Here is an 11851-nt window from a genome sequence, read left to right on the forward strand (position 1 = left end):
TTAATTTTACAGAACCAGAGAACAACTAATCCTCAACAGAAAAGTCAACAATATAAACCAGATAAAAAACGAGGATTCAGGTTATGAGAAAAAATTTGTCACAACAAAAGTTGCTGGAAATTTTGGTCGCTGAGATTGAACTTCTTCAGCAAACCACAAAAAACATTAAAGAAGTTGCTCCTGAAATTGCCAGGCAACTGCATGAACTACAAACTACAAAAATGAAGGTTGACCTAAATACAGACGAACTGGAACAGCTTTTGGAAGACTATAAAAAAGAGTTGAAAAAAAGTGCGGTTATTTCGAAGTGGTTTTTAGTGTTGGTTGGTATTATAGCTTTTTTGTCCGCAGTAATAAGTATTAAAATGTTTATTCCATATATTGATTAAACACATTTCAACAAGCAGTTTTCATTTTCGAATTTTTAAAATGAACTACCTCGGGGCGGAGCCCCGAGGTAGCAAACTCCATATGCTATACAAATATATTAGTCTCCTATCCAGAGGGGTGGGGTATTAAACCACATTATGAATAAAAAAATCTTAGTACATGACAAAAAATTAAATATCCGCCCTCTAAAGAAGGTGGACTTGATTAGCCCCTAAAAGGGGCCAGTTTACAGCAGAGCATAAAAACAAGATTAATATGAGTTTAACAAAAATAGATAGACAAAAACATTTCAAGCAAACCCAATTGAACATGACCACCCCCAAAGGAGGTGGTTTTAACAATTATAATAAAAAAGGGACTTTAAAAAAAATACAATTCAACCCATGATAAAAACTGTTCAAACAGAAAATAGTTCCATTCATCAAAAGAGTAACAAATATGTGCTTCCAAACTTAATTTAAGAGAGGTAGATTTGAGAAAAATAACCTTTAAAATTATTTTATATGAAAAAATTGTTGTTGACCATTTCTGTAATACTTGGAGTTTTACATCTTTGTATTGCACAAGATTTAATCACAAAAATAACAGGAGAAGACATTCAGGCAAAAGTTTTGGAAGTCAATCAAGGAGAGATCAAATACAAACGGTTTTCTAACCTTGATGGACCTGTTTTTACCCTCTCAAAAGCAGATATATTAATGATACGGTACGAAAATGGAACAAAAGACATTTTTTCAGTGCAGCCAACAAGACAGGCTACACAAAGAACTGTTCAAAAGACGAGTACAAATTCTCTATCTCTGAACCGTGGTACAGGATTAAAATCAGGGTATACGTCAAATGTAGAGATTGGTTATTGTTTTGGCGCAGGCGATTACCCGTATAGCAGATTTAAATTAAATGTAGTCGGTAATTACCAGATAAATCCACATTTCTCACTTGGTGCAGGAAGCGGATTGAGAGCTTATTCTGATATTGAAACACTACTAATGCCAATTTTTACACAAATAAGAGGTTATATCTTTGATAATAATATAAGCCCCTATGGCTCAGTTGATATTGGCTATTCAGTCAGTTTAACCGGAGACGGCATTGATGGAGGATTCTATTTTTCACCCTCATTGGGCGCAATTTTTAATGTCGCAAATAATTTGTGGTTTAGTTGTGGTTTGGGGTATGAAATGCAAAAGATAACCGAGCAGTGGCGATATGGTACTAATATATACGAAGATGATTATAAACTCGGAGCAATTACATTAAACGTTGGGTTAGTTTTTTAATAGATAACAGTGATTACAATGAAAACAAAATTATTACTTATAACAGGTGTAATTTGCCTGACAATAGCATCATGCGATTGGTGGGAGGCAGAGTCAAATAATGACGAAGACCTAATTCAAAAAGTAACCGACTTTGATGGCAACACATATAATGCTGTGAAAGTTGGAGAGCAAGTCTGGATGGCAGAGAACCTAAAAGTAACCCATTATCCTGATGGCAGGGAAATTCCATTGATAACGAACAATTATATATGGGCAAATCAAACAAACAATAATACATCTGATGCTTACTGTATTTATTTTAATGATATGAGCGGAGAAAAGGATATTTATGGCGCTTTATATACCTGGGCTGCTGCAATGGGGGACAATGCTGTTGCCAGCAGTCAAAATCCAAGTGGGGTACAAGGAGTTTGCCCCAGTGGTTGGCACCTGCCAAGCGAAAGTGAATGGGACGAATTAATTGACTTTGTCGGTGAAAATGGGTATGACGGCAAAGAGGCCGTTGTATTAAAAGCAACTGAAAAATGGACTTGGAATAATTTCGAAGATGCAACTGGTTGTGGAACGGATGACTATAACTTTGCAGCATTGCCCGGAGGTTCGAGGTTTGCGAGTACCGGAGAATCTCAAGGCATGGGATATAACGGGAATTGGTGGACAAGTACAAAAGGGAGCCGTAGTACCGACGCCATATGCTTCACAATGTATAACGCACGAATTGACGTGTCACGATTAGTTGGAAGTAAATCTCTTGGATTTAGTGTTCGTTGCGTTAAGGATTGATATTAAAAAAAATCCCAATTAATATTATATAGATAATGAAACGAATAATAAGACATAGTTCCCTTTTATTTATTTTATTATTATTCTTTTTTGGGTGTACCAAAGAAGAAAATGACAGAAATATCAGTCCAACTTGTGAGATTACTACACCGGTAAACGGAGAGGAGTACAAAAAAGGAAGCGTTGTGACGATATCTGCTGAAGCTCAGGATGAAGATGGCGAAATCGCAGAAATTAGGTTTTACATTGACGGCGTGGGAATGAGCAGTTCAACTTCTTTCCCTTATAAATACAACTGGGAGTCAGGAGAATCTGCACTTGGAAACCATACAATAAAAATAGTTGCCAGCGACGATTCGAATCTGGAGGCTTCAGATGAAATTATTATCACATTAATTTCCAAAACACTACCTGTGGTTTCAACAATAAATGCAACACAAACGAACCTCACAGAGGCCGCATGTGGAGGAAACGTTACTGACGAAGGCGATAGCCCGGTTATTATGCGAGGTGTTTGCTGGAGTATGGAAAACACACCAACCACTAATGATAGGAAAACTGAAAACGGGAGAGGTTTAGGAACCTTTTCCTCAGTATTAACAGCGCTCCAAGCGAACGCCGTTTATAAAATCAGGGCTTATGCAACAAGCGAAGTGGGAACAGCTTATGGAAACCTTATTACACTTGAACTAAAAGAAAATTTTGGGACACCAACCGTTGAAACAGGAATCAACTCTGAAGTTACAAGCAGCAATGCACAGTGTTATGGCAAGGTAATTAATCAGGGGAATAGTAGTATTATAGAACGCGGAATATGCTATAATAAAGAGGGAGATCCAACAACAAATGATCTAAAAGTCACAGTGTCTACAAACGGAGAAGGTGAATTTGTTTGTGAACTGCAAGAATTGAGTTCTGAAACAAAATATTACTACCGTGCTTTCGCTACAAATGAGCAGGGTACTGCCTATGGTGAAGTGAAAACATTCCAAACTGCTCAGGCTCCTCCTGCACAATGGGAGTTTATCGCTGATCTTGAATACGAAATAGATGGTGATTTATGGAATCAGGTTTCTTCTGACAGTATTTTGTTTTTACTGAACAACAGCCTTTATGTATTCGACCTTAAACAATTACAGCAATCAAAAATTTGTGATTTACCGTATTCTTTTAGAGAATTAACAGACAATGTCTGGGTGTCTCCGACCATGATTAATTATAATTCAGGCATTGTTCATATTGGACTTGGAGCAACACTGACAGGTTATATATATACATCAGATGGTATTTGGACTTATAATACTAATTCTGGCATATCCGAACAGGTATGGAGCCCGGATTACGCACATTATGTTGACCAGTTTTGTTTTAAAATTGGCCGAATTTTCTTTTTTGGTGGTGGTTATTGGGATCAAAATGGAACATTAACTACTGCAAAAAATGATTTTTATTGCTTTAATTATATGACAAATGAGGTATTAACGAGAACTTCTCTACCCAGCCAAATAGAATCAGTAACAAGAAATAATTGTATGACAATTTCATCTGAAAGAGACGTTGGTTACATATTCTTTAATAGCACAAGTGGATTAGGTGAAGGTCAGTTAGAAAATGAAAACGAGCTTTATTCTTACTCAGAATCAGACAGGATATGGAAGTACATAGGAGAAATTGACGAACGAATACAATACGGTAGGTATCTGGGGGGATTATTGAATTTCAAAAGCATAAAACTAACACATTTTGCTTTTAACGATGAAATTTATGTCATTGAAAACAATACGACTTATAGGTTTAACCTCGAAGAAAATGTTGTTACCCCTCTGATTGCATGCCCTGTGGACGATGATGACATAACCCTGATGTTTCAATGCGACAACATGTTGTATTTTATAAAAAATAAAGAATTGTGGGGATTAAAATTGAACTAAAGCTAGTCTTTTTGACAACATATAAACCAATATGATCATGGAGAATTATAAAATAAAAACATTGATTATTATCTTCCTATTGTTTACTTTCTTAAACGATTTAAAGGCACAAAACTTAATTATTAAAGACATTGATGGTACAACAAAAGCAATACAATTAAGTTGGATAAAAAAAATAGCCTTCTCCTCCGGGAAACTAAAAATACAAACCTTAAGTAATGAGAATCTAAATTTTACAACTAATCAAATAAAGCTCTTAAGTTTTAATGATAATATCTCTAATTCGATTTCGCGTACAACAAATTATAAATCACTTTTTGACTGCTACCCCAACCCAGCCATGAGTATTCTATATTTGAAAATTAATTCTCCCGTAAGAAAAAATGTAGAAGTAAAAATTATTGACCTTAATGGCATAAGACATTTCAATAAAGAATTTAGAATTCTGGAACCTTATATCAAAATTGATTTATCAAGCTTATTGGATGGAATATATTTCATTCAGGTTAACAATTATGAAATTATTGAATCAAAAACAATTATTAAACAATGAAGAGGATTTTATTTATATGTGCTCTACTTTTAATAGCCAAGTTTGGAGCTGCACAAGATACTATGTACGTTATGAGATCTGGTCAGGTGTTAGAAATGTATAGTACAGAAGAAATTGATAGTATAATTTTTTATAAACCTGAAATTTTAAATAGTGATAGATGGATTACATTATCTTCGCCAATAATTACAAATACAGGGGTACATCCTGCGGATTCGATGTGTTATGGTGGAGCATTTAATATCTATTACCTTTCCTTTACTCATAATGATACACAAGGAGTTATTGCATCAGATCTACATAATTTAATTATTCAATATGAGTTTGAAAACAATGGGTGTCTCTCAACATGGAACATTTCTAGAGCTGATACATACTTTGCAAATTATCCCATTACAAATTCTCAAAATACAATATCTATACCTTTCGGATGTAGTTTGGGGGATACAAACTCTAATTGGTGTAAAATATCTCTTATTGTTCGAGATATAGTTAATAATCAGGATACTTCGAATAAAATCTACTTTTTTATCAGAAGAGGAGTTAACTATTGATCAGAAATAATAGCCTTATACTCTTCTAAAGTTTGAAATACAAAAGAAAAACACTTTTTGAACTACTCTTAATCAATGTTTAAATTATAATTAATAAAAACGATAGAATCAGTTTAGGTAAACACTTGTGACATTTAATTTATACTTTCGAAACAGGTTAACAATAATAATTGTTGATAGTCAACCGAACCTTTAACTGATTTTAAATGGACCCTGTAATAAAAGCCATATGTATATTACTGCTGTTTTTTTTAACATCCTCATGTAAAAATAATGCTCAATACCAGCAATCAACTGGCGAAAAAATATCAGCCACCGATTCTATTTTAAACAATTTAGTAAGCCTGGCAAATTCTTATCCCGATTCTGCCCGAAGGGAAATACGTGAATACATGGATGACCCGTTTTTTTCTAAAGACAGTAACCTTTATTATCATCTGCTTAAATATTATGGAGGATTGGTACACAGTTATGGTGAGATCGACTCCAGTAATTACTATTTATTGAAAGCTTTAAAGTATTGGGAAAAACAAAAAACAGAAAAAGGACAATACACACATAGCGTTGTATTAAACAACTTAGCTTTCAATTATTTTACCTTGGGATTAATCGATTCCAGCTTGTATTATCATAATAAGGCTATTGAAATAGCAACAGCCGGCAGTTATAATGACATTCTGATTTCAACATTGCTCTCAAAATCCAACTTATCCAGGTCGAGTGATAAGTATGGAGAAGCAATAGAAAGCATTGAAAAAGCAATTACGGTTGCAGATATAGAAAAAGACAGTGCGGGGATGATTTCCAGTCTTCAGGCCTACGCCGATTTATATGTAGACTGTGGCTTTTATGAAGAAGCAGAACAGCAGTTTCGGGAAGCATTGAAATATAAAAAACATTTTACTCCTTATTCAAAATATGCTCATTTTAATAGTAAAGGACGCATGTATTATTTGCAAAATGAGTACGAAAAGGCTAAAAATGAATTCCTTAATGCATATAAACAATGGGATTTTATTGATTTATTTTCAAAACTTTTAATTTCAAACAATCTCGCTGAAAGCTATTTATATTGTAGCAAAATTGACTCGTCAAGAATTTACCTCAATTTTTTACAATCACAGCTACCGGTTTTTAAAGGAATACCTGATTTTGAATTTAATTATTATAGCCTGCGGGGGGAGTATTTTGAAAAAAAAGGAGATTTAAAGAAGGCGGCGGTATTATTTCTGAAGGCTGACTCTGTTGGGGTGTCAAACAGTATTGATGTGGTATTAAATAAACTTCATACTCAAAGAAATGCTGAGCATTACATAAAAATAAATAATTTCAAAAAGGCGTATGATGAAGTACAAAAATACAATCAGTTAAACCAGAATATTTTAAAAGAGAATAACCGAAAGCAAATATCTGCATTAAAGTATCGCTACCAAAGAGATACAACTTTAATCAAACAGCAGGAAACGATACTTCTTAAAGACGCTGAGGTCAGAAATTTGGCCGAAAGGCAAAAATTAATTGTTATTATCGTTTTGCTTCTTCTATTCATAACTGGAGGATTTATTTTTTGGAGGAGAAATTCCGAGAGAAAAAAAAGAGAAATGCTGGCTTTAAAATTTACAAATGATATTGCAGCTTTACGGATGGAAAGTACCCGAAACCGTATCAGCCCTCATTTTATGTTCAATGTATTAAATAGTATTGTAAAAAAGAAAGGCTCAATAGAAGAGGTGGAAACCAGTTTAAAAACTTTTATTGGTTTGTTACAATCTAACCTGATAAATATTGATTCGTTAGGAGTTCCTCTGAGTCAGGAGTTAAAATTTGTGAAAGACTTTGTTGCTCTGGATAACCTCAGATTTAATTCAGATGTTGAGTATATTGAGGAAATTGCAAAGGGAGTTAATCTGGAAATGTTGATTCCTTCCATGAGTATCCATATTCTGGTCGAAAATGCCATTAAACATGGATTAAGACCTCGGGAAGGAAAAAAAGTTTTAACTATTTCTGTAAAATCTGACGGACGAGGAACAACCATAGATGTGAAAGACAATGGCGTTGGAAGAAAAGCAAAATATAAGACACATGGTGCGGGAGTTGGTTCCAAAGTGTTGAATCAGTTTATTTCGATAATAAATCAAAACAATAAAGAGCAAATACAAATGGAGTATATTGATTTGATCGATGATCTCGGTGAAGCGATGGGGACCATTGCCCGACTATTTGTTCCGAACCATATAAATCTAAATTTTCTGAACCATGAATTATCAAAAAATAGCAATAATTGACGATTCTTCCGCCAATATTAAAGATTTAAAAGAAGAACTTGCCCGATATCAACATATTAAAATTGTAGGTAGTGCAACCCAACGGGAGCAAGCTATCAGATTAATAAAAAATGAAAAGCCCGATGTTGTTTTTCTTGATGTTCAGTTGGAATTGGACGGAATTACCGGCTTCGAACTTTTACAGGAATTAAAGGAATTGGAATTGGTAAACTTTGTCGTAATTTTCTATACTGCTTACGAAAAATATGCCATTGAAGCAATCCGGGCTTCTGCCTTCGATTTTTTATTAAAGCCAATTGACCCTATTCAATTATCTATTGTTATTTCACGCATTCAGGCAAACCCGGTTTTTAATACCAATATAAATGTCGAGAAATTGATCAATCAGTTAAGTCCTTCACCTAAAGTTGCCTTACAGACCATTAAGGGCACCCGCTTTGTCAAACACCAGTCAATTGTTTTTATTCAGTTGGAAAACAAAGGAAGAGTAGCCAAACAAGTCGTTGTAAATTTAATTGACGGAGAAAAAATAAAACTTGCCGGGAATATTACCATAAATGGCATGTTGAAAAAAATCGATAACAACGACTTTTTTAAAATCAGCAGACAAACAATTGTTAATATACATTATCTGGATGAAATTGAAAACTCTTCTGACATATGCAGAATGGCAAATCCTTACAGGGGAGTTGAATTAAAAGTTTCCCGGAACCATATGAGCGAATTAAGGAGAAAGTTTAGTTTATCTTAATTCGCTTTTACAGCCAATTTTCACATTAATGCAGCTTATTTATCAATCTGCAGTATTGGGAGAATGAATTGTTTTTACAAAAAAAAAAACAGAATTATATTTTATCTGGGAGAAGTTGTGAATTACACAGTAATCTAAATTTATTTAGAAATCACGAAGACATATACATTTTCTGGTAAGGTTGGCTATGACATACAGAGACTCTATCTTGTAAAAAAAAACTCAATTGCCAGATATAAAAAAGCGATCAAAAATCTCATTTTTTTCTTATTTATTTGAAAATTTCCGTAAATATTGGCCCATTCGTCGCTTTAATTTCACCGTTCAGGTACTCAAGGTTTCTTTTCAACCCTCAAAGACTAAAATCCGGCTTTTAACAAGGGCAGTTTTGGCTTAGTTTTAAGGTAATTAATAACCTTAAAAAACAAAAAATCATGAAAAAAAGAAATCTATTTTTTATTGGAATTACATTGGTTAGCAGTATCCTATTTCTCAGCTGTGGAAAAGATGACGAAAGTCTTATAGAAGAAAATGGCTTAAGCAAGGACATTAACGACTTTATGCCACAGGCTATCCTTGATACCATGGAATCGTTGGGGATGCCAATTTTTACAGGGGGCAATCCTCGAGATATTGAGGGCACTTATTTGGTCTCTCCTGGGATTCTTTATGCCAGCAATATAGAAGGCGATGAGATCGGTGAAAGATACGCGGATGAAAATCTATCTTTTTCATCTCAAAATAATAGCAACCTTTCCCTAACAATTAAAATAAATGATTGGTCATCTGAGGGCGAAGAGACAGGAAGTTATATTGTTGGTGACAATAACGAATTTTCAGTATTTACAAAAATGATGATGTACGATAACGAAGTTAACGACTCAGCGTTGATATCGTATACCTGTTCAGGAACAATTAGCGAAGATGGGATTGAAGACCTATTTGAATGTCTGGTAATGATAGACGATTTTGGCGATCCAAACGACCAATATATAGAAATAGGCGCAGCCAGGGTATTTTATGATGAAGATGGCTTGGCAGAAAGAATGGAAGAAACGAAATCCGCCGTTATTGGAGATGATATAAATTATAAAAAACTAAAATCTGCAACAGAGAACTAATTCCAATAATGTTGCATTTTGTCATATTTATCAATCATAAATTACTAACAAGAAACATTAAATTATCATGGAAGTAATAGGAATAATAATTGCAATTATTGTAGGTATTGTTATAGCTCAAGACGCAAATAAAAGAGGGATGAACGGAACCCTTTGGGGAGTATGTGTGGCTCTCTTAATGATTGTATTTTTGCCCATCTACTTCATCGTTCGTAAACCCAAAGTTTTATATTAAAAACATTATTATGATACGTGCAATACAATACCTGACCTTAAAAATATGGGAAGGGACATTTAACCCATGGATGCTAATTCTATTGGTGGTTGCCGGGATTATTTATCTAATAAATAGAAGGATATCGTCCAATGAGACTAAATAATGCAATAAAGATATTACTATCATTTATGGCAATTGCCATAAATGATAGTGCATGGGGGCAACAAAGCCCAATAAATGGAGAATTTATCGAATACAAGGAAAACGATGGAACGATAACAGCCCTTTTTCACGGTCAGGTAAAATCAAAAACAAATATTAACAAAATAGTTGTTGATTGTTTGAGAAAATCGGGAGAGGCAACAAAGAATGTGACCTTAAACAACCTGGGTTATGCCGATGAGTTTTTTATTGGTCCTGAAGAAGGGTGGGTTTGGGAATACGAAGACAAAATTAAGGTTACCTGTGATGATGGGAGAAGCCCTCCGGTTTTCAAAAGCTTCCGGCATAAAACCATTCATTCCAAAACCGAAAGAGTTGGTTTTCTCCACCACATATGCCAAATTCAAAAGATTCAACCTGCATAAACTCCGGTTAAAACTTTTTGAAATCCCGCACCAACACTTCTGTTTTTTTTTCATTCATTCTTTATTCCTTTTCCTTTTGAAAATTTTACGAAAATGTTAAAGGAAGTGTTTACGGGGTTGGATGAGAACACTCTCCCCCTACGAATATATACCGACACCCAAGGGACAGCAAAATAGAATAATCTGAATCTAAGATTGCTCTTTGCTTAACGTCTCAATTGCTTCAACAAAATCCAACTTAATGAGTTCCCAATATTTACCTTTTAAGCAAATTGGTTCGAAATCATTATCGGCTATTTCAAAATTGGTAAAGTTTCTGAATATTTCATCAGCATCATGCGAGTATGGGTAACGCTCTTCATGCAACTGGATCATTTGAGGGATTGAATAGAAATCTAACAACTCGTGTAAATCCCAAAAGTCTTTCTTCCGTGCTCCACGACTTACTACATCAATCTTCATTGCAGTTATGTCGTAGAGAGTTGCCAGCCTAATATTGTCAGTCTTTAAAGCAGGTTGTATGAAAGGATCGGTATAAAATAAATCAAGCTTGATACTTTCTTCAGCAGAATTACCTATAAAATACGACTTGCCCATTGCAACCGGTACATCAGGAGAATCAACGTATTCAAAATTATCTTTTAAATATTTATCAATAGCATCAAAATTTATTTCGCCATAAGGAGCCTCGGTAAATAAATCAATATCAACGGATTCACGATGTCCCAATTGCAAACTTAACGCAGTACCTCCAACCAATCGAAATGGATCAAAAATTTCTTGCTCCATCAACCATGATAAAATATTCTTCAGTTGAGGCTTTACCGTTTTGTATTTTAATTGGCTGATCATTTACTCATCGGAGATATTTCTCCATATTGCTTTCCATTACTGAGGATCGATTTGAGATATGAGCTAAAATAGTTTGAACTTCTTTTTTACCATAGAAACGAATTATCTCCATAATTTCCTGACTGTTGCCCCGCTCAAATATGCGTCTAATTACACTGGCTTTACTCTTTTCCCAATTAATCGAATTAAGGTCTGTATCCCAAAATAAAACAGGTCTCAATAGTCTTAAATTAGGGTGATATTTTTGGGCTTGCTTTTTCTTTTGTTGTTCAATATCGTAATAGGCTTGTAAAACAGAAAAGAAACTTTCGTCTATACCTAAAGCATCGCCAAGTCTAATGGATAGTGCCGGATTGATGCGACGTTTGCCTTTAGTAATATCTCCTAAAAGTTGAGGGTATTCTCCAATTGTCAAGGCAATACGTCTTTTGGGAAGTTTTCTCTTCTTTAACTCCCTATCAAGAATAATTCCCGGATGTATCCCCTTTAATAATGTGATATTTTCTTCTATGGTGCTCATGATAATAATAATTACAAATAT

Annotated in this window: 14 protein-coding genes; 12 read left to right on the forward strand and 2 right to left on the reverse strand. The window is 34.3% G+C overall.

The window, feature by feature from the left end; all coding sequences use genetic code 11:
* The first annotated feature begins 83 nt into the window (after nucleotides 1–83).
* The 12 genes from K5G00_RS09775 (at nucleotide 84) to K5G00_RS09825 (ending at nucleotide 10458) form a co-directional block, all read left to right on the forward strand.
* Nucleotides 84–389: a hypothetical protein gene (locus K5G00_RS09775; RefSeq protein ID WP_238765982.1), complete on the forward strand. Its 306-nt coding sequence runs from the start codon at nucleotides 84–86 to the stop codon at nucleotides 387–389.
* 504 nt (nucleotides 390–893) lie between these two features.
* On the forward strand, nucleotides 894–1670 hold the full coding sequence (locus tag K5G00_RS09780) for a hypothetical protein (RefSeq protein WP_238765983.1): 777 nt from the start codon (nucleotides 894–896) through the stop codon (nucleotides 1668–1670).
* An 18-nt stretch (nucleotides 1671–1688) separates the two neighbouring features.
* Nucleotides 1689–2456, forward strand: coding sequence for a fibrobacter succinogenes major paralogous domain-containing protein (locus K5G00_RS09785; RefSeq protein WP_238765984.1), 768 nt, complete (start codon nucleotides 1689–1691; stop codon nucleotides 2454–2456).
* 35 nt (nucleotides 2457–2491) lie between these two features.
* The gene (locus K5G00_RS09790) at nucleotides 2492–4387 is read left to right on the forward strand and encodes an Ig-like domain-containing protein (RefSeq protein WP_238765985.1); all 1896 of its coding nucleotides are present in this window, start codon (nucleotides 2492–2494) and stop codon (nucleotides 4385–4387) included.
* Nucleotides 4388–4424: 37 nt separating this feature from the next.
* Nucleotides 4425–4940, forward strand: a complete 516-nt coding sequence (locus K5G00_RS09795; RefSeq protein WP_238765986.1) for a T9SS type A sorting domain-containing protein — start codon at nucleotides 4425–4427, stop codon at nucleotides 4938–4940.
* Nucleotides 4937–5494, forward strand: a complete 558-nt coding sequence (locus tag K5G00_RS09800; protein ID WP_238765987.1) for a hypothetical protein — start codon at nucleotides 4937–4939, stop codon at nucleotides 5492–5494. The genes K5G00_RS09795 and K5G00_RS09800 overlap by 4 nt, the downstream gene beginning before the upstream one ends.
* Nucleotides 5495–5700: 206 nt before the next feature.
* The gene (locus tag K5G00_RS09805; RefSeq protein ID WP_238765988.1) at nucleotides 5701–7782 is read left to right on the forward strand and encodes a tetratricopeptide repeat-containing sensor histidine kinase; all 2082 of its coding nucleotides are present in this window, start codon (nucleotides 5701–5703) and stop codon (nucleotides 7780–7782) included.
* On the forward strand, nucleotides 7754–8533 hold the full coding sequence (locus tag K5G00_RS09810) for a LytR/AlgR family response regulator transcription factor (protein ID WP_238765989.1): 780 nt from the start codon (nucleotides 7754–7756) through the stop codon (nucleotides 8531–8533). Before K5G00_RS09805 ends, K5G00_RS09810 begins: the two co-directional genes overlap by 29 nt.
* Nucleotides 8534–8967: 434 nt before the next feature.
* On the forward strand, nucleotides 8968–9654 hold the full coding sequence (locus K5G00_RS09815) for a hypothetical protein (protein WP_238765990.1): 687 nt from the start codon (nucleotides 8968–8970) through the stop codon (nucleotides 9652–9654).
* Nucleotides 9655–9721: 67 nt separating this feature from the next.
* The gene (locus tag K5G00_RS09820) at nucleotides 9722–9889 is read left to right on the forward strand and encodes a hypothetical protein (RefSeq protein ID WP_238765991.1); all 168 of its coding nucleotides are present in this window, start codon (nucleotides 9722–9724) and stop codon (nucleotides 9887–9889) included.
* Between the two features lie 10 nt (nucleotides 9890–9899).
* Entirely contained in the window at nucleotides 9900–10034 is a 135-nt protein-coding gene (locus K5G00_RS29745) for a hypothetical protein (RefSeq protein WP_262921324.1), read from the forward strand.
* Entirely contained in the window at nucleotides 10021–10458 is a 438-nt protein-coding gene (locus tag K5G00_RS09825) for a hypothetical protein (RefSeq protein WP_238765992.1), read from the forward strand. Before K5G00_RS29745 ends, K5G00_RS09825 begins: the two co-directional genes overlap by 14 nt.
* 189 nt (nucleotides 10459–10647) lie before the next feature.
* Here K5G00_RS09825 and K5G00_RS09830 read toward each other — a convergent pair whose 3' ends face one another.
* Both K5G00_RS09830 and K5G00_RS09835 read right to left on the reverse strand, forming a co-directional pair.
* Entirely contained in the window at nucleotides 10648–11310 is a 663-nt protein-coding gene (locus K5G00_RS09830; protein ID WP_238765993.1) for a nucleotidyl transferase AbiEii/AbiGii toxin family protein, read from the reverse strand.
* Between the two features lie 4 nt (nucleotides 11311–11314).
* Nucleotides 11315–11830 (reverse strand): helix-turn-helix transcriptional regulator, encoded by a 516-nt coding sequence (locus tag K5G00_RS09835; RefSeq protein ID WP_238765994.1) that lies wholly within the window; start codon nucleotides 11828–11830, stop codon nucleotides 11315–11317.
* Between the last annotated feature and the right edge of the window lie 21 nt (nucleotides 11831–11851).

Source organism: Maribellus maritimus (genome assembly GCF_022267315.1).
Classification (GTDB): domain Bacteria; phylum Bacteroidota; class Bacteroidia; order Bacteroidales; family Prolixibacteraceae; genus Draconibacterium; species Draconibacterium maritimum.

Coding starts and splice junctions, on each gene's coding strand:
- K5G00_RS09790 (WP_238765985.1), top strand. CDS start 2,492: ATGAAACGAATAATAAGACATAGTTCCCTTTTATTTATTTTATTATTA.
- K5G00_RS09795 (WP_238765986.1), top strand. CDS start 4,425: ATGGAGAATTATAAAATAAAAACATTGATTATTATCTTCCTATTGTTT.
- K5G00_RS09780 (WP_238765983.1), top strand. CDS start 894: ATGAAAAAATTGTTGTTGACCATTTCTGTAATACTTGGAGTTTTACAT.
- K5G00_RS09785 (WP_238765984.1), top strand. CDS start 1,689: ATGAAAACAAAATTATTACTTATAACAGGTGTAATTTGCCTGACAATA.
- K5G00_RS09835 (WP_238765994.1), bottom strand. CDS start 11,830: ATGAGCACCATAGAAGAAAATATCACATTATTAAAGGGGATACATCCG.
- K5G00_RS09830 (WP_238765993.1), bottom strand. CDS start 11,310: ATGATCAGCCAATTAAAATACAAAACGGTAAAGCCTCAACTGAAGAAT.
- K5G00_RS09815 (WP_238765990.1), top strand. CDS start 8,968: ATGAAAAAAAGAAATCTATTTTTTATTGGAATTACATTGGTTAGCAGT.
- K5G00_RS09805 (WP_238765988.1), top strand. CDS start 5,701: ATGGACCCTGTAATAAAAGCCATATGTATATTACTGCTGTTTTTTTTA.
- K5G00_RS09775 (WP_238765982.1), top strand. CDS start 84: ATGAGAAAAAATTTGTCACAACAAAAGTTGCTGGAAATTTTGGTCGCT.
- K5G00_RS29745 (WP_262921324.1), top strand. CDS start 9,900: ATGATACGTGCAATACAATACCTGACCTTAAAAATATGGGAAGGGACA.
- K5G00_RS09800 (WP_238765987.1), top strand. CDS start 4,937: ATGAAGAGGATTTTATTTATATGTGCTCTACTTTTAATAGCCAAGTTT.
- K5G00_RS09825 (WP_238765992.1), top strand. CDS start 10,021: ATGAGACTAAATAATGCAATAAAGATATTACTATCATTTATGGCAATT.
- K5G00_RS09820 (WP_238765991.1), top strand. CDS start 9,722: ATGGAAGTAATAGGAATAATAATTGCAATTATTGTAGGTATTGTTATA.
- K5G00_RS09810 (WP_238765989.1), top strand. CDS start 7,754: ATGAATTATCAAAAAATAGCAATAATTGACGATTCTTCCGCCAATATT.